The 17470-nt window shown below is 42.2% G+C and carries 10 protein-coding genes, 2 tRNA genes, 4 rRNA genes and 1 other RNA gene; 3 read left to right on the forward strand and 14 right to left on the reverse strand.

The annotated features are described in order from the left end of the window. Positions 1-9: 9 nt before the first annotated feature. The gene (infC, locus tag DTW91_RS06165) at positions 10-540 is read left to right on the forward strand and encodes a translation initiation factor IF-3 (RefSeq protein ID WP_125202513.1); all 531 of its coding nucleotides are present in this window, start codon (positions 10-12) and stop codon (positions 538-540) included. 136 nt (positions 541-676) lie between these two features. On the opposite strand, the gene DTW91_RS06170 is transcribed toward infC, so the two are convergent. The 4 genes from DTW91_RS06170 to folK all read right to left on the reverse strand — a co-directional run bounded on the left by DTW91_RS06170 (position 677) and on the right by folK (position 5977). Further along, positions 677-2578, reverse strand: a complete 1902-nt coding sequence (locus DTW91_RS06170) for an ATP-dependent DNA helicase RecQ (protein ID WP_125202514.1) — start codon at positions 2576-2578, stop codon at positions 677-679. Positions 2579-2662: 84 nt separating this feature from the next. Next, positions 2663-4102, reverse strand: coding sequence for an OmpA family protein (locus DTW91_RS06175; RefSeq protein ID WP_125202515.1), 1440 nt, complete (start codon positions 4100-4102; stop codon positions 2663-2665). Positions 4103-4128: 26 nt separating this feature from the next. Next, the gene (locus DTW91_RS06180; RefSeq protein ID WP_125202516.1) at positions 4129-5559 is read right to left on the reverse strand and encodes an OmpA family protein; all 1431 of its coding nucleotides are present in this window, start codon (positions 5557-5559) and stop codon (positions 4129-4131) included. Between the two features lie 22 nt (positions 5560-5581). Next, positions 5582-5977 carry a 2-amino-4-hydroxy-6-hydroxymethyldihydropteridine diphosphokinase gene (folK, locus tag DTW91_RS06185; RefSeq protein WP_262696664.1) on the reverse strand — a complete coding sequence of 132 codons (396 nt, stop codon included), beginning with the start codon at positions 5975-5977 and terminating at the stop codon, positions 5582-5584. 41 nt (positions 5978-6018) lie between these two features. Here folK and sppA point away from each other — a divergent pair, with 41 nt between their 5' ends. Continuing rightward, positions 6019-7767 carry a signal peptide peptidase SppA gene (gene sppA, locus DTW91_RS06190; protein WP_125202518.1) on the forward strand — a complete coding sequence of 583 codons (1749 nt, stop codon included), beginning with the start codon at positions 6019-6021 and terminating at the stop codon, positions 7765-7767. Between the two features lie 23 nt (positions 7768-7790). On the opposite strand, the gene DTW91_RS06195 is transcribed toward sppA, so the two are convergent. From DTW91_RS06195 to rrf (DTW91_RS06215), 5 genes are all read right to left on the reverse strand, one after another. Further along, positions 7791-8459, reverse strand: a complete 669-nt coding sequence (locus DTW91_RS06195; RefSeq protein WP_125202519.1) for a DUF6048 family protein — start codon at positions 8457-8459, stop codon at positions 7791-7793. After that, positions 8425-8901 carry a DUF6452 family protein gene (locus tag DTW91_RS06200; RefSeq protein WP_125202520.1) on the reverse strand — a complete coding sequence of 159 codons (477 nt, stop codon included), beginning with the start codon at positions 8899-8901 and terminating at the stop codon, positions 8425-8427. Before DTW91_RS06200 ends, DTW91_RS06195 begins: the two co-directional genes overlap by 35 nt. A 56-nt stretch (positions 8902-8957) precedes the next feature. Further along, positions 8958-10364, reverse strand: coding sequence for a 23S rRNA (uracil(1939)-C(5))-methyltransferase RlmD (gene rlmD / locus DTW91_RS06205; RefSeq protein ID WP_125202521.1), 1407 nt, complete (start codon positions 10362-10364; stop codon positions 8958-8960). A 3-nt stretch (positions 10365-10367) separates the two neighbouring features. Next, the gene (locus DTW91_RS06210; protein WP_125202522.1) at positions 10368-11864 is read right to left on the reverse strand and encodes a TlpA family protein disulfide reductase; all 1497 of its coding nucleotides are present in this window, start codon (positions 11862-11864) and stop codon (positions 10368-10370) included. A gap of 254 nt (positions 11865-12118) precedes the next feature. Further along, positions 12119-12226: ribosomal RNA gene (gene rrf / locus DTW91_RS06215) — 5S ribosomal RNA — on the reverse strand. A 91-nt stretch (positions 12227-12317) separates the two neighbouring features. Between rrf (DTW91_RS06215) and rnpB the strand changes: the two genes are divergently transcribed. After that, an RNA gene (gene rnpB, locus DTW91_RS06220) (RNase P RNA component class A) lies at positions 12318-12614 on the forward strand. Between the two features lie 88 nt (positions 12615-12702). Here rnpB and rrf (DTW91_RS06225) read toward each other — a convergent pair. From rrf (DTW91_RS06225) to DTW91_RS06245, 5 genes are all read right to left on the reverse strand, one after another. Beyond that, a 5S ribosomal RNA gene (gene rrf, locus DTW91_RS06225) occupies positions 12703-12810 on the reverse strand. Positions 12811-12984: 174 nt separating this feature from the next. Beyond that, positions 12985-15744, reverse strand: a 23S ribosomal RNA gene (locus tag DTW91_RS06230). A gap of 334 nt (positions 15745-16078) precedes the next feature. Further along, positions 16079-16155 (reverse strand) — tRNA-Ala (locus DTW91_RS06235). An 80-nt stretch (positions 16156-16235) separates the two neighbouring features. Continuing rightward, positions 16236-16309 (reverse strand) — tRNA-Ile (locus tag DTW91_RS06240). A gap of 194 nt (positions 16310-16503) precedes the next feature. Next, positions 16504-17470 (reverse strand): 16S ribosomal RNA (locus tag DTW91_RS06245); the annotation flags it as partial.

Below are 17470 nucleotides of genomic sequence, written 5' to 3' on the forward strand. Positions count from 1 at the left end.
AGAGGTCCGATGCGACGTCAAGTCCAAGAAGACCTTCATCAGATCAACGGAAAAATTCGTGCAAACGAGGTACGTCTGGTTGGCGACAACGTAGAGCCGGGAGTGTATCCTCTGTCCAAAGCTTTAGAAATGGCACGGGAGCAGGAGTTGGATCTCGTCGTTATTTCTGACAAAGCGGAACCTTACATTACCCGTATCTTGGATTATAAAAAATTCTTGTACGAACAAAAGAAAAAAACCAAAGAACTAAAAGCGAAGCAGGTAAAAGTTGTGGTAAAAGAGATCCGCTTCGGTCCGCAAACCGACGATCACGATTACGAATTCAAGAAAAAACATGCCGAGAAATTCTTGGAAGAAGGTTATAAACTAAAAACTTACGTTTTCTTCAAAGGCCGATCGATTATTTTCAAAGATCAGGGGGAAATTCTCCTGTTGAAATTGGCTCAGGATCTGGAGCACGTGGGCAAAGTAGATCAGCTGCCTAAGCTCGAGGGCAAGAGGATGATTATGATGATGAGTCCAAAAAAGACTACAAAATAATAAGGTCTAAATTTAATACTAACGTCTAAATTTTTGCGAGCGTCTTCAGTAGAAAATTCTCAAATGGGGGATTTCATTTCTCTCGCAAAATAAAAAGAATTCCGGAAAGCTCCTAAGTTGTTGCCAAGAAATCAAGCTATTGATTTAGCATATAGGTTTTGTAATTCAGCATTTTCACTTTGCCGATATCCAGAAGGAAAATCAACATTTCGGAAATATTTTCCCGCGAATGAAAACTCAGGTTGGCAGCAATTTCTGCCAAACCCATCGGTCCCTTGGCAAGTTGCTCGATAATTTCTGTCGATAAAGTTCTTCTGGTATAGGATTTCGCTCTGCAAACAGAACATTTTCCACAGTTTTCCGTTTCTTTTTCCCCAAAATAACTTAGAATCAATTTCATTTTGCAGAAATCGGAATCTTTGATAAAAAATTTAATCTCTTCCCATTTTCGCAACTTATTCTTTTGGATGGTATTGAAAAGTGGCCAATATTCACCGGAAAGTCGTCTGTCGTCCCGTGGTTTCAGAAACCGTATGGTATGCGCTTGACCATCGAGATATTCCAGATGTCCCGCTTTCTGCAGCCGTTTCAGCCGTTCTTTGAAATGAAGCATATCGAATCCGTTTTTTTTACAGAAGGTGGCATCGCTAAAATGCACTTTCTGAATGGCCAGTCCGGGAAGATTTCGGAATAGCAATTCCATAAAGTATGCGTCGGACGGATGCAACTGATCTAAATCTTCAGCATTGATGAAACTTTGAAGTGTGGATGCAGACACAGTATTTTTATAAAAAACAAGTTCCTGATTATGAAGGAAAGTCAAAATATTTTTGATTTTCGCAGTGGATGATTTCGTCAGATTTTTGATTTTGCCAATATCCAATGGGAAAGTCTGCTCCGGCCAATCTGAATCTCCAATCTGAAAAATGGAGTACAAATACATCAGAATTTTATCATATTCGGTTTTGGTAGGGATTTGGTTTTTGAGAATATCGTCGATAGTCGTTAGTTCCTGCTCATTCCAAAACAGAACCACGACTGCCTCTTCCCCATTTCGGCCTGCTCGGCCGATCTCCTGATAGTAATTCTCTAAGGTAGACGGTGGCGAAAAGTGGATGACGAAGCGCACATTATCTTTGTCTATGCCCATCCCGAAAGCATTGGTAGAAACCAAAACGTGAAATCGACTGCGGATCCATTTGCTCTGGAGGTTTTCTTTATCTTTTGCAGACATTCCTGCGTGAAAAAAATCTACATTAAGGAAGTTGTTGCTTTTGAGATAATGTGTCAATTCTTCTGCCTCTTTTCGGGTTCTGGTATAGACGATGCCGGAGGATTGATTTTGCCTGAGGAACTCCAAGATGCGTGCGTACTTGTCCGATGTATTGGCAACAATGATATTGAGATTTTCGCGCCGGAAACTTTGTTTGAAAACCCTGGGTTGGTGCAGTCCCAATTTGGTCGATATTTCCTTTACCACTTGCTCCGTGGCAGTTGCCGTCAAAGCCAGACAAGGAACATTTTTGAATTCCTGCCGAAACTTTTTGATGTTCTGATAGCTGGGGCGGAAATCCTGACCCCATTCCGAAATACAGTGTGCCTCGTCGACCGCAATAAATGATATATTAATTTCCTGAATATATCTCAAAAATAATTGATTTTGCAAGCGTTCCGGCGAGACGAAAAGCACTTTTGCCAAGCCTTCTTTGCAACGATTGTAAACAGCTTCTTCTTCGTATTCATCCAACTCTGAGCTTAATAGCTCGGCTTCTATCCCAAGAGCTTGCAAGGAGAGCAATTGATCTCTCATTAATGCCAGCAAGGGCGAAATCACGAGGCAAGTCCCTTCCAAGATGATGGCCGGCAGTTGGTAACAAAGCGATTTGCCTCCGCCGGTAGGGAGAAGTGCCAAGGTGTCTTTCCCGCTAATGACGGAAAGAATAATCTGCTGCTGAGAAGCGCGAAACTCGTCGAACCCCCAAAATTGCTTGAGTGTGTTATGAATTAGAATATTCTGTGATTCTTGAGCAGGAAGCATTTGTAAATTTAGTTAATTTCTTAAAAACAAAAAACCGTCTCGTGATAAAACGAAACGGTTATTAAAATTATTTTGATTCAATTTTTATTTAGCCTCAAAATATACCCTTCTGTTGGCTCTGTTTTTCCATTCCGGGCATTTGCTCGCAGGATTGCATTCCGGATAGAGAAGGTCTTTTTCTCCACGTCCTAAAGCCTCCAACTTAGACTGGTCTGCACCGTTTTGGATCAAATAATTTTTAACATTATTGGCACGTCTCTCAGAAAGCTTTTGGTTATAGGCTTCTTTGCCTCTTGTATCTGTGCCGCCAATTACTTTGAAGTTATTGTTGGAAGCATTAATATAATTGATGGCATTGTTCAAAATCGGGCGGTTCGAAGGCAGGATTCTGTCCGAATTGAGGTCAAACTCAATTCCTTTCATAATTGTAGATTCGTTGGTTACAAAACCGGTTGCAGAGTTATCCATTGTAGTAGGACAACCATTGTTTTCTACCGGACCAGGAACTGACACACATTTGTCGTTGAGATCAATCACGCCGTCAAGATCGATATCCAGAGCCACTCCGGCACCGTCGACTCTTGCTCCTGCAGGCGTATCGAGCTGTCTGTCCCAATCGTCGCAAACGCCGTCATTATCGACATCTCCTTTTTTGCAGACCTCAAGATCCTGTGATTTATCATTGAGGACATCTAATTTGTAATACATCTCCTGCAAAGGATCGTGCCACATTAGATGCGACTCGTGCTTGCCCAATTTGAAGGTAAGTCCTAAAGTTGTATTGAAAAAGTTGTCCGATATTTGGTCTTCTACGAGATTATATCCCGACTGGCCTACTCCTGCGCCGTCAAACTCGTCATCGCCGGTCACCACATACATTACTCTTCCTTCTATATCAAATCTGTTATTAATTTTGAATTTAAGTCCCGCACCCGCTTGACCAAAAAGAGAATTAAGTTTGAAAGGTTTTATTTCTTTATTCAAAGTCTGGTTATAGACGGGGCCAGGATCTTGTCTATACGATCTGTAAGCTAAGGAACCAATACCGGCATATCCGTGCAGAGCCCATCTGAATGTAGATTTGTTATCCGGTCTTCTTAGAAGGTTGGAAAAATTGAGATCTCCTAAAATCGAAATCGCGTCATATTGCGTTCTGCCGGCAGGATAATTTCCGGAAATCGGAGTATGGTCTTTAGTATTGACTTCGCCTTGCCGAGTTTCTCCCCGGTCGTATTGCAAATTAAGTCCAAAAGCGTGAGTAATTGCTTTGTCTACACTGACGTATGCGGAATATCCAAAAAGGTTTTTCCCGTTGCCATTTTTTATAGATGTCATATCGGATGACTGAATCAACGGGACGCCTGCGCCAATTGACACCGACCATTCATTAAATCCATTGGTTGATTTTGCGGATGAGGAGTCGCTTTGAGGTGCGGAGTTGGGATCCGCAGAATTCTGCTGGCCTGCTAAACTCATAGGTAACAATAAGGCTATTGCTAAAAATGATAATAAATTTTGTTTCATATTTGAATGTTTTTTTTCTAATTCAGTTACTTTGATATAAAATATACTCTCCGGTTGGCCTCATTTTTCCATTCCGGACAATTCGAGGCCGGATCGCATTCTGTATATTTCAAATCATCTTTACCTCTACCTTCTGCAGATAAAATGGATGGTGAAACACCTTTACTGACCAAATATTCTAGGACTGCGTTGGCTCTGGCCAGCGAAAGTTTTTTATTTAGTTCTGCCGAGCCTCTGCTATCTGCTGCCCCCACTACGATAAAACTTTCGCCTGCTCCAAAGCGTTTTATTATATCCGCAGTTTTGTCGAGATCGCGATACGATTGAGGTCTGATAATGGCTTTGCCAAGTTCAAATTCTATTCCATTGAAATATTTATTAATATCATCTATAGCCTCCTGTTTTTCTGGAGTTATGGTATTTGGATTTATATTTGGACAGCCATTATTTTCGATAGGTCCCGGGATCGTCACACATTTATCATTAAGATCAATCACGCCATCCAAATCTATGTCCAGCGCTACACCAGAACCATCGACTCTGGCACCGGCTGGTGTATCGAGCTGTCTGTCCCAGTCGTCGCATATAGCGTCATTATCAAGGTCTCCTTTTTCGCAAACTTGGAAATTGCCAATTTTTTCTTCCAAAGTTGCCGCATCAGCATAGGCCTTTTGTAAAGGATCGGCCCAGCGCAAATGAACAGGATGTTTTCCTAATTTGAAAGATATACCCAAATTGACCAGCCAAGCATTGTCGGAATAAGTATCATTTATTAAATTGTATCCCGGTATCGCTTCTCTTGTCCATCCGCCGCCGTCGAATTCTTCATCGCCGCTGAGAAGATATAGGGTTCTCAACTCCAAATCTAGTAATCTTGAAAGATTGTATTTTAAGCCAACGCCTCCAATATAACTAAAACTACCGACATCGATGTCCTGTTTTATTTTCATAGGCCATTGGCTGAGTACATTATCATCTTGCAAAAATGTTTTGTAGCCCATAACGCCAATCCCGGCATAACCGTGGAGTGCCCATTTGAAAGAAGATTTGGAATTGGCTTTTCGCAGTAGAGCGGAGAAATTGATATCGCCCAGCAAAGCAATCTGATCAAACTTTGTAGAACCATGCCCTACTCCCGCTGCCTCGTTGAGATAAGCCTTCTGCTTGGTTTCCCCTCGGGTGTACATCAATGAGATCCCGAAAACCTGACTAATCTGTTTGTCCAGACTTACGTAGCCATTCCAGCCCCAGTTAATATCTCCATCGTAAAAGGATGTCAGATCGGCATGGGTCATAAAAGCGCCGCCACCGCCCAGAGAGACAGACCAGTCTTTGAAGAGCCGGCTTTTGTTGTCAAACGGCTGTGTTGCTGCCGTTTCGCTGCCTGATGTCTGCTCCACGGCTTGACTAAATCCGAGAACGGGCAGCAATAGCAATAAAAATAGTTTTTTCTTCATAATCATTTGTGTTTCTAAAAAATCATCTAACTTCGCTTATAATTCCTTTCGCAAAATCTCTTTGAAGCAGATTTCTACTGTGCGGAATAATTAACCTTTTTGAGATAAATTTTAAACTATTATATAATATTATATCAATATCTATAATTCGATCCCTATATTCTTCAAAATAAGAGGAATCCTGAACCCTGCCCATTTCTACTTCAATCTGCTTCAGCGCATCGAGGAGTCTTATCGGCGAAAATTGTGTTTTTATTTGAATTGCAATATTACAAAAATTATTATAACTATCAAACTCAACAGGCTCTGTAATAATTAGTTTAGATTTTTGATATATCTGCCCCACTTTATTTTCGATTTGAATCAAAGCAGTTTTAATATTATTTTCCGGATTATCTATATTGCTTCCGAGTAACAAAACTACACTATTGGACGACATATATTACAAATAATTTTATAATGAAAAGTTTTTTCAAACTAGTTCTTGCAAATTTAACGGCAATTTTTATTATTATCGTCGGTTTTTTCGCTTTTTTTATCGTTCTTTTGCTTCTGTCATCCCTTTCGGAAACTACGGAAGTGAAACCCGATTCGGTTCTCACTCTGGATCTAAAAACCAAAATCATAGACAGCCCGACGGAAGATCAGGAAGATTTGTTCTCCATTGATGAGGAAAAAGAAAAAGCCGTTCTGCTGCACGACGTGCTTCTGGCCATTCACAACGCTAAAGCCGACCACAGAATCCAAGGTATCAGCATAGAATCGGATTATATCAAGGCAGGGATAACGCAATTGGACGACATCAGAAATGCACTGATAGATTTCAAACGAAGTGGCAAATTTGTTTACGCCTATGGCAATTCCGTCTCGCAAAGTGCTTATTATTTGGGATCTGTGGCAGATAAATATTATTTGAACCCTTCCGGAGGAATAGAATTAAAAGGCCTGTCTACAGAAGTTACTTTTTTCAAAAGTTTTGCCGAAAAGTACGGCATCGGCATCGAAGTCATCCGTCACGGCAAGTTCAAGGCAGCCGTGGAGCCTTTCCTGAAAGATGAAATATCACCTGAAAATAAAGAGCAACTTTCCACTTTGCTGAATGATATATGGAAAAATATTTCCCGGAAAATGGCAGCTTCCAGAAAAATCCCGGCTTCGGAATTCAAAACGATTACAGACAGCCTTTACGGTTATCTGCCCCATCTCAGTTTGAAATATAAATTGGCGGATCAACTGGTGCAAAAATCGGAGTATGATCAATTGATTAAGAAAAAACTAAATATCGATGCCGATAAAAAAATCAATAAAATCTCTTTTGCCAAATATGCCGAAGCCCAGGATCCTACAGCAGGGAAAGATAAAATCGCTGTTCTATACGCTTCCGGCGCCATCAACAGCGGAAAAGGCTATGACGCCATCTATTCTGAAAACTTTGTAAAGGAAATCAAAAAACTTCAGAAAGACAAGGATATCAAAGCGGTAGTTTTCCGCATCAATTCGCCGGGCGGAAGTGCGAATGCAGCGGATGAGATATTATTTGAAATGCAACAACTGAAACGGAAAAAACCGGTCATCGTTTCCTTTGGCGATTATGCAGCATCTGGCGGCTATTACATTGCAATGGGTGCCGACAAGATCTTCTCGGAACCAAATACGTTGACAGGTTCCATCGGCGTTTTCGGAGTCATTCCGTATTTCAAAGATCTTGCTGCCAAAAATGGTATCCGTAGCGATGCTGTGACGACGAACGCCAACTCCAATATGATCTCGCCCATCAACGGATTGAGTCCGGGTGCGCTGACGATATTGACGAGAAGTGTGGAATCTACCTATCAGCGTTTCGTTCATTTTGTAACTCAAAACAGAAAAAAATCCTTTGAGCAAATCGATGCCGTGGGTGGGGGCAGAATTTGGTCCGGTGTGCGGGCGCAACAAATCGGACTTGTAGATGAACTTGGAACTTTGCAAGATGCGATTGACTATGCTGCGAAAAAAGCGGATCTTAAGGATTATGGTATATCCGCCTTTCCGGCGAAGGTATCGAAATTCGAACAAATATTTTCTTCCGAGATAGATGAGGATTTCTCCACCCGCTTGATCAGAAATAAAATTGGGAAAGAAAATTTCAGGATTTTCAAACAGATGACCGATCCTAATTCCAAAGCTGCTGTGATGATGGAAATGCCGTTTAATATTCAATTGAATTAGTAGAAAAACTCCACGGATTGCTTTTAAAACTTATAAGAAATACTCCAGCTGAATCCCATATTGAAGCTTCCGGAACTTTTTCCAAATCCGGGAACAATCATAGGCTTGATCTCTTCCTGCTTGGTGGTGAAGACCAGATAGCGGGGCTGTGCATTGACATCAATAAAAAAATTGCTGCTAAAAACCTGAACGCGCGCGCCTACAACAGCCTCAATCCAGTAACTACTCTGTGTGGACGGATCAAAGGACAATGAAACACCTTCGCTGTTCATCCCTCTGACGGGAACTGCTTTGTACTCCTGATTGTAGAAACTTCCTGCGAGTTTGACTCCGCCGTAGAATCCATTGAGTTCGTTTTCAGGATCCATAGACAACATATAAAATCCTCCGAGCTTCGCGAACAGTCCGTCTGCCGAAGCATCGTAGCCGTTTTTCTTGTAGATATTTTTGTCATATCCGATATCGACAACTGCGTGGACTCGTCTACTGATCCTGCTGGAAATGAACCCCTGCATTAGTTGCCTATCCTCAAAAATGCTGATTCCTAAATTGAGAACATCTACGCCCACCGTAAAATCGGGCGTGTATTTCCATTTGGCAGAATCCTGTTTTTTCGCTTCCGTTTGGCTCTGAGAAAAAACCGAAACCCCTAAAATGCTAAAAGCGCAGATAAAAATTGGTCTTACTTTCATCAGTCAGTGAAGAATTATTGGATTGAATACTTTGGACAGGATTTTGTTGCAAAAGCTCAGCATTCAGATTCTCGTAATTAATTTTGAAGCCACACGCGGGCGACACATAGATGGCTTTTTTGTCATAGCTGATTCGTATTTTGCTGGTAGGTCCCGTCTTTCTTTGTCTGATGAAAAAATCGGTGTATGGACTGTCATCGATCCTCAAAGGCACAAAAACGGAATCGACATTGGGAGCCGCCGAAATAATAGTGGTAAGTTCCGGTTTGCCATAGTCTACATCCACATACAAGGTGTCTAGCGTCATGAGAAGATTATTACTCTCATTTCTAAATTTGAGTTTTAGCCGGGGCGTAGATTCCTGACCGAGACAGATGTCGTCATCGTTTCCACAACTTGTGAGAAGGAACAAAACGCCAAAAATCCATAACAATTTTTTCATTTATAGTTGCCAAGAATTAGACTTGAGATCTTGGATTGATCATTTAAAATTAAACCTTATTTTCTAATCAGCAAAGCGATATTTTCTACGTGGTACGTCTGCGGAAACATATCTACGGGCAATATTTTTACTAATTTGTAATCGTCTTTCATCAAAGCAATATCCCTTGCCTGAGTTGCCGAATTACAACTTACGTAAACAATCCTTTCCGGCGCCAGCTTCAGGATTTGCTCCACCACTTTGGGATGCATCCCGTCTCTTGGCGGATCGGTAATCAAAACATCCGCTTTCGGATGATTGGCCAGAAACGCGTCATTAAAGACGTTTTTCATATCGCCACAATAGAAAGTTGTGTTGGCTAATCCATTAAGTGCTGCGTGCTCGATGGCCGCATTGATAGCTTCCTGAACAGATTCAATTCCGATAACCTGTTTTGCTTTTCTAGCAACGTATTGTGCAATCGTGCCGGTTCCGGTATATAAATCATAAACCACTTCGTCGCCCTTCAGATCTGCAAATTCCAAAGTTTTTCGATACAATTCCAAGGCCTGCTTGTAGTTGGTTTGGAAGAAAGATTTGGGTCCAATTTTGAATTGGAGACCATCCATTTCTTCATAAATAAAGCCTTCACCGGAATAAGTCTGAATATCCAAATCGTAGATACTGTCATTTGCTTTCGCATTGATGGTAAATACCAAAGTGGTAATCTGGGGAAACCGACTCAGAAGAAAATCAAATAATCGAATTCTTTCTTCGGTCATTTCTTTGTAAAACTGGAAGAGTACCATCCATTCTCCTTTGGAATTTTGACGAAGCATCAATGTTCTCAAGAAACCTTCCTGTTCCTTGACATCATAAAATTCCAAACCATTTTCGACGGCATAATTTTTAACAGCCAATCGGATTTCATTGGAAGGATCTTCCTGAAGCCAACATTCTTTTAGATCCAAAATCTTGCTCCACATTCCGGGAATATGAAATCCTAAAGCATCCTTATTGCCAAAATTTTCTTCTGAACTAATCTCATATTTGGTTAACCAACGAGCATTAGAAAAAGAAAATTCCATCTTATTCCGGTAAAAATAGGATTCTGGCGCACCCAAAATGGGAATCGCTTCAAAATCTTGAAATCCACCAATTCTTTTGATATTGTTCACTACTTCGTTATGCTTGAAGTCCAGTTGCTTTTCGTAGGCGATATTCTGCCATTTGCATCCGCCGCAAGTACCGAAATGGATGCACTTAGGTTCTACCCGATACTCGGAATATTCCAAAATATCCGCTGCTTCGCCCTCAAAATAGTTGCTTTTTGACTTTTTGACCCGCACGTTTACAAGATCGCCTGGAACGGCGCCTGATACCAAAACTGTTTTGCCGTCCTCAGTTCTACCAACAGAAACTCCTTTCGCACCTGCAGAAAGGAGTTTAATATTTTCAAGAATTTTATTTCTTCTTTGTTTCATCTATTATTTGGCTTGTGCAGAATCTGTTTTTGGATTCTGCTGCAACAAATCGTTTTGTAGGTTGGCCTGCGGATTGACAGACGGAGCCTGCAAGCCGGAAATTTTATTCATCTCCGCTACAAATTTTGGATCACCCAAATTGTAAAAAGTTTGGCTTGCGATTTTCCCTTCTTTGTCTATTAAAAAGAATCCCGGAATTTTGAAACCATATATGAAATATTTTTTCGCATATTCTGATGACAATCCGCCTTCTGCATAATAATTGGTTCCTGGAACACCTTTCAGCATTGCATTTGCAGTTTTTGTAAATTGTTCTTGGGTATCATCCAGATTCACGAACGCAAAATTAACCTTTGATTTGTAAAAATTAACAACTTCCTTCAATACAGGAATAGTTGACTGGGCGATGTAGGGGTTCCAAGAAGCGTAGCTCATTACCAAAGTTGGCTTACCATTCATCTCGAAATTTGCCGATTTGCCATCCAATTTGATCAAGCTTGCTTTCGGTGCTTCTGTTCCTTTTTTCAATCCGAATACTGCATTGATAGCGGAATTCAAGTCTTTTTTTACTTCAGAATCTTTGATATATTCGTCGCTTACTTTTTTCACTTTATCGGCATCGCTGGTGTAAGGATTGAGGTCGAACTTAGCAATGACGAAGGCCAACAAATAGTCTTTTGTTTTTTGACTCATATCCTTCTTGGTTTCTAAGAATCTTGCAAATATTGCAGACATGCTTGCGGTATTTTTGTCCTTTTGCTTTTCGGCAAAAGTTTGAAAATCCTGACCCACTTTGCTTAGTAGATAATTTCTGTAAACCGGTAATTCCTCAACCATTCTGTCATTATTTTTAGTCAAAGACTGTTCATAATCTACAAAAGTTTTTGAAACTTTGAAAGACGGATCACCGGATACTTGGCCGTGAGCAGACTGATATTGGACGAGGAAGGTCAAGATATTAGCCGTCAATTCATCTTTTTTCAGTTTGACGACCTCTTTGTCTGCATCGTATTTTTTGGCATTTTCTTCAAGATTCTTTTCCAGATCCGAATATATTTTTTTGATTTGAGCTAAAAATTCAGATTCTTTTTTTTGCAACATTTGTCTGTCAAGCTTTGAGCTATACGACTCTAAATATTTTTGAGTTGCAGTGATAAAATCGTTGTTCTTTTTAGCATCGCCTTCAATTTTATAAACTTCCGGAAAAGTGGCCGCATCGCCGTAAATTTTCAGTGTTTGACCTTTTTTAAGATAGATGAAAGTCATTTTTCCGGCATAGGTCATGGCATAGATTCCGTTTTTCGGTGCTTTAAAGTCACCTTTGAAATTACCTTTGGCATCCACACCGATATTAACAAGTGGAAGCGTGGCGACGCCGGAAGCCTCTATGAATTCTATTCTTTCCAAAGGAAATCCTCCTTTTATATTTCCTTCAACTTTCACTTTGGAGCAAGACACTGCTAAGAAAGAAATAAAAAGAAGAAATAAGTACTTTTTCATTTTTTAAATTAATTTGTGCAAAAATAATCTAATTAAGATTTTAAAAAAAATGAAATCAACTTTTTTATTAAAAGATTAACAGATACTGAGGGGAATATTGCCAATATTATGTTTTTGTATGCACAGTTGAAATAGAATCCGGCTTACAGCGTTTCTCTTTATTTTTGATTTTGTTTGGTTATTGGTCAGGGTTTTCTTAGGGTTTGGGGTACAAAAAATCCCCGATCAAGTAAATGATTGGGGATTCTAAAAAAAACCGGCGGCGACCTACTCTCCCGCTTTCGCAGTACCATCGGCGCTAGAGGGCTTAACTTCTGTGTTCGGAATGGGAACAGGTGAGCCCCTCTGCTAAAACCACCCTAAAGNAAACTAAACTCGGATTGCTTTTGTTTTGGATTGAATTCGGATGACGGTGTTCAAAAATAAAAAAAATTAGCTGTAAATTTGCATTCAGGAGAAACGTGGCTTGTTGATCCAGAAATTACTCTGGGTAGGAAAGTCCGGACACCATAGGGCAGCATAGCGGATAACGTCCGCCATTTGTGAAAGTAGGACAAGTGCAACAGAAAGCAAGTACAGTTCGGCTGTAGTGAAATCAGGTAAACTCTATGCGGTGCAATGCTAAGTATATCATCAGCGAAGGCTGGCCCGGCCATTGATGAGGGGTAAGCAGCTAAAGTTTTGCAGCAATGCAAAATGCAGATAAATAACAAGTCTCGACAGAATCCGGCTTACAGCGTTTCTCTTTATTTTTATTTTGTTTGGATTTTTGTCAAGTTTTTTTAGGTTTTGGGGTACAAAAAATCCCCGATCAAGTAAATGATTGGGGATTCTTAAAAACCGGCGGCGACCTACTCTCCCGCTTTCGCAGTACCATCGGCGCTAGAGGGCTTAACTTCTGTGTTCGGAATGGGAACAGGTGAGCCCCTCTGCTAAAACCACCCTAAAGGCTGTTTTGTACAAAAGGATGTACAGTATATTTGAATAATGTAGCAATGATATTAATATAACAGTGTAACAATATTGTTAGACTGGTACATTTACATATTGGTAAATTATTATCGATAAAAACGTTCACAAAGAGAGAACCTTATTGTGCAATTGAGCAACTGCCAAATTAGGCTATAAATCTACGGGTAATTAGTACTACTCGGCTATGACATTACTGTCTTTACACCTGTAGCCTATCAACGTCGTCATCTCCAACGACCCTTAAAAGATGTCTCATCTTGAGGCGAGTTTCGCACTTATATGCTTTCAGTGCTTATCTCTTCCAAACGTAGCTACTCAGCGGTGCTCCTGGCGGAACAACTGATACACCAGAGGTTTGTTCAAATCGGTCCTCTCGTACTAGATTCAAGCCCTCTCAAACATCTAACGCCCGCAATAGATAGAGACCGAACTGTCTCACGACGTTCTGAACCCAGCTCGCGTGCCACTTTAATGGGCGAACAGCCCAACCCTTGGGACCTTCTCCAGCCCCAGGATGTGACGAGCCGACATCGAGGTGCCGAACCTCCCCGTCGATGTGAGCTCTTGGGGGAGACTAGCCTGTTATCCCCGGAGTACCTTTTATCCTATGAGCGATGGCCCTTCCATACGGAACCACCGGATCACTATGTCCTGCTTTCGCACCTGATCGACTTGTAGGTCTCACAGTCAAGCACCCTTATGCCATTACACTCTACGCACGGTTACCAAGCGTGCTGAGGGTACCTTTGAAAGCCTCCGTTACTCTTTTGGAGGCGACCACCCCAGTCAAACTACCCACCACGCAATGTCCTTCTAAAAGAAGTTAGGCTCCAAGTAAGTAAAGGGTGGTATTTCAACGGCGACTCCACAAACACTGGCGTGCCTGCTTCAAAGTCTCCCACCTATCCTACACATTACTTACTCAAAGTCAATACGAAGTTATAGTAAAGGTTCACAGGGTCTTTTCGTCCCATTGCGGGTAATCGGCATCTTCACCGATACTACAATTTCACAGAGCTCATGGTTGAGACAGTGCCCAGATCGTTACACCATTCGTGCAGGTCGGAACTTACCCGACAAGGAATTTCGCTACCTTAGGACCGTTATAGTTACGGCCGCCGTTTACTGGGGCTTCAGTCAAACGCTTCGCATTGCTGCTAACGCCCTTCCTTAACCTTCCAGCACCGGGCAGGTGTCAGACCCTATACAGCATCTTTCGATTTTGCAGAGTCCTGTGTTTTTGATAAACAGTCGCCTGGGCCTCTTCACTGCGGCCGGCATTGCTGCCGGCGTCTCTTCTTCCGAAGTTACGAGACTATTTTGCCTAGTTCCTTAACCATGATTCACTCTAGCACCTTAGGATTCTCTCCTCGACTACCTGTGTCGGTTTATGGTACGGGTTGCTTCACTTCGGCTTTTCTTGGAAGCACTTTCCCTGCAACAGCTTCGCCCGAAGGCTAAGCCTTGACTATTCCGTCAGTCTCCAGCAGGTACGGCACTCCGTCCCCTTTTTAGTGTGAGCAAGTATGGGAATATTAACCCATTGTCCATCCACTTCCCCTTTCGGGTTCGCGTTAGGTCCCGACTAACCCTCAGCTGATTAGCATGGCTGAGGAATCCTTAGTCTTTCGGTGAGCGGGTTTCTCGCCCGCTTTATCGTTACTTATGCCTACATTTTCTTTTCTATCCGCTCCACAGTACCTCACGATACGGCTTCAACGCAAATAGAATGCTCCCCTACCAGTTGTACCATAAAAGTACAAATCCATAGCTTCGGTAATATGCTTATGCCCGATTATTATCCATGCCGGACCGCTCGACTAGTGAGCTGTTACGCACTCTTTAAATGAATGGCTGCTTCCAAGCCAACATCCTAGCTGTCAATGCAGTCCAACCGCGTTATTTCAACTTAGCATATATTTGGGGACCTTAGCTGTTGGTCTGGGTTCTTTCCCTCTCGGACACGGACCTTAGCACCCGCGCCCTCACTGCCGAGAAACATTTATTAGCATTCGGAGTTTGTCAGGAATTGGTAGGATTTGACTCCCCCGCATCCAATCAGTAGCTCTACCTCTAATAAACTTCGCTCGACGCTGCACCTAAATGCATTTCGGGGAGTACGAGCTATCTCCCAGTTTGATTGGCCTTTCACCCCTACCCACAGGTCATCCGAAGACTTTTCAACGTCAACCGGTTCGGTCCTCCACTTTGTGTTACCAAAGCTTCAACCTGCCCATGGGTAGATCACAAGGTTTCGCGTCTAATCCTACTAACTATACGCCCTATTCAGACTCGCTTTCGCTCCGGCTCCGGACCTGAAGTCCTTAACCTCGCTAGTAAAATTAACTCGTAGGCTCATTATGCAAAAGGCACGCCGTCACACCTTATTGGTGCTCCGACCGCTTGTAGGCGTACGGTTTCAGGTTCTATTTCACCCTTCTATTCGAAGTGCTTTTCACCTTTCCTTCACAGTACTTGTTCACTATCGGTCTTTCAGGAGTATTTAGCCTTGGAGGATGGTCCCCCCATATTCAAACAGGATTTCACGTGTCCCGCCCTACTCATTTATCATCAATATATGCCTTTCATATACCGGGCTTTCACCGTCTATGGCCGTTCTTTCCAAAACGTTCTATTAAACATATAATGACTTTTGGGCTAATCCGCTTTCGCTCGCCGCTACTTACGGAATCTCTTCGATTTCTTTTCCTCCGGGTACTTAGATGTTTCAGTTCTCCGGGTTTGCTCCTCTTGCGAGGTAATACATCTTCAATGTATTGGGTTGCCCCATTCGGACATCTCGGGATCTATTCGTGTGTGCCAATCCCCCGAGCTTTTCGCAGCTTACCACGTCCTTCTTCGCCTCTGAAAGCCTAGGCATCCGCCATACGCCCTTAACGATTTCTTTCCTAATTTTTTAATTAGTTCAGTATTTTTTGCTTAGCAATAATGCTAAACGGTATTCTTATAAACTCAAGTGCCCAATTGCACTCGGTTTTCTCTTTGTGATGTTCTTATCGTTAATGTCAATGATCTTTTATCTTCTTACGCCTTTAATGAACAGATATTGTTGTTGGCTCTATCCGTCACTTTTAAATTAAAGTCGTAAAACAGCTATTTATAAGAGACTCGAACTCTTGACACTCAATAATGCGTACTTATCATAGTGTCGGACCCTTTTTGTCCATAAATCTTGTCTTCGTCAATGTATAATCTTCTATGCTTGTCACATCTCTGTAACCTGGTGGAGAATAAGGGAGTCGAACCCTTGACCTCCTGCGTGCAAGGCAGGCGCTCTAGCCAGCTGAGCTAATTCCCCCTCTATGTAGTTGTCAGTTGTCGGTGGTTAGTTGTTGGTTTTTCCATCAACTATTAACTCTCAACCATCAACTTAATTAGTAGTCTCGGGCAGGCTCGAACTGCCGACCTCTACATTATCAGTGTAGCGCTCTAACCAGCTGAGCTACGAGACTTCATTTGAATTTTAAATTCTAAATTTTAAATTTTAAATTAATTTTCATCTAAAATCTATCATTCTTCATCTAAAATCTCATTATCCCTCGTACTAATCTTTAGGGGTATATTGTTATATAAGCAACCAAAGTAAACCAAAGCTTTTTCAAGTATAAAAAACTTATTTTTGTTTATCGTCCCTTAAGACGCTCTAAAATGAGATGTTCCAGCCGCACCTTCCGGTACGGCTACCTTGTTACGACTTAGCCCTAGTTACCTGTTTTACCCTAGGCAGCTCCTGTTACGGTCACCGACTTCAGGTACCCCAGACTTCCATGGCTTGACGGGCGGTGTGTACAAGGCCCGGGAACGTATTCACCGCGCCATGGCTGATGCGCGATTACTAGCGATTCCAGCTTCATAGAGTCGAGTTGCAGACTCCAATCCGAACTGAGACCAGCTTTCGAGATTCGCATCCAGTCACCTGGTAGCTGCCCTCTGTACTGGCCATTGTAGCACGTGTGTGGCCCAAGACGTAAGGGCCGTGATGATTTGACGTCATCCCCACCTTCCTCTCTACTTGCGTAGGCAGTCTCACTAGAGTCCTCAACTGAATGTTAGCAACTAGTGACAGGGGTTGCGCTCGTTGCAGGACTTAACCTAACACCTCACGGCACGAGCTGACGACAACCATGCAGCACCTTGAAAAATGTCCGAAGAAGGGTCTATTTCTAAACCTGGCATTTCCCATTTAAGTCTTGGTAAGGTTCCTCGCGTATCATCGAATTAAACCACATGCTCCACCGCTTGTGCGGGCCCCCGTCAATTCCTTTGAGTTTCATTCTTGCGAACGTACTCCCCAGGTGGCTAACTTATCACTTTCGCTTAGTCTCTGAACCCAAAAGCCCAAAAACGAGTTAGCATCGTTTACGGCGTGGACTACCAGGGTATCTAATCCTGTTCGCTCCCCACGCTTTCGTCCATCAGCGTCAGTTAAGACTTGGTAACCTGCCTTCGCAATTGGTGTTCTAAGTAATATCTATGCATTTCACCGCTACACTACTTATTCCAGCTACCTCAATCTCACTCAAGACCCGCAGTATCAATGGCAGTTTCATAGTTAAGCTATGAGATTTCACCACTGACTTACAGATCCGCCTACGGACCCTTTAAACCCAATA

Origin of the sequence: Chryseobacterium sp. SC28 (assembly GCF_003932955.1) — a bacterium.
Lineage (GTDB): Bacteria > Bacteroidota > Bacteroidia > Flavobacteriales > Weeksellaceae > Epilithonimonas.

Excerpts from the sequence above, each read along its gene's own strand:
- infC (WP_125202513.1), top strand. The coding sequence starts at position 10 with ATGCGACGTCAAGTCCAAGAAGACCTTCATCAGATCAACGGAAAAATT.
- DTW91_RS06170 (WP_125202514.1), bottom strand. The coding sequence starts at position 2,578 with ATGCTTCCTGCTCAAGAATCACAGAATATTCTAATTCATAACACACTC.
- DTW91_RS06195 (WP_125202519.1), bottom strand. The coding sequence starts at position 8,459 with ATGAAAGTAAGACCAATTTTTATCTGCGCTTTTAGCATTTTAGGGGTT.
- DTW91_RS06180 (WP_125202516.1), bottom strand. The coding sequence starts at position 5,559 with ATGAAGAAAAAACTATTTTTATTGCTATTGCTGCCCGTTCTCGGATTT.
- DTW91_RS06175 (WP_125202515.1), bottom strand. The coding sequence starts at position 4,102 with ATGAAACAAAATTTATTATCATTTTTAGCAATAGCCTTATTGTTACCT.
- DTW91_RS06210 (WP_125202522.1), bottom strand. The coding sequence starts at position 11,864 with ATGAAAAAGTACTTATTTCTTCTTTTTATTTCTTTCTTAGCAGTGTCT.
- rlmD (WP_125202521.1), bottom strand. The coding sequence starts at position 10,364 with ATGAAACAAAGAAGAAATAAAATTCTTGAAAATATTAAACTCCTTTCT.
- sppA (WP_125202518.1), top strand. The coding sequence starts at position 6,019 with ATGAAAAGTTTTTTCAAACTAGTTCTTGCAAATTTAACGGCAATTTTT.
- DTW91_RS06200 (WP_125202520.1), bottom strand. The coding sequence starts at position 8,901 with ATGAAAAAATTGTTATGGATTTTTGGCGTTTTGTTCCTTCTCACAAGT.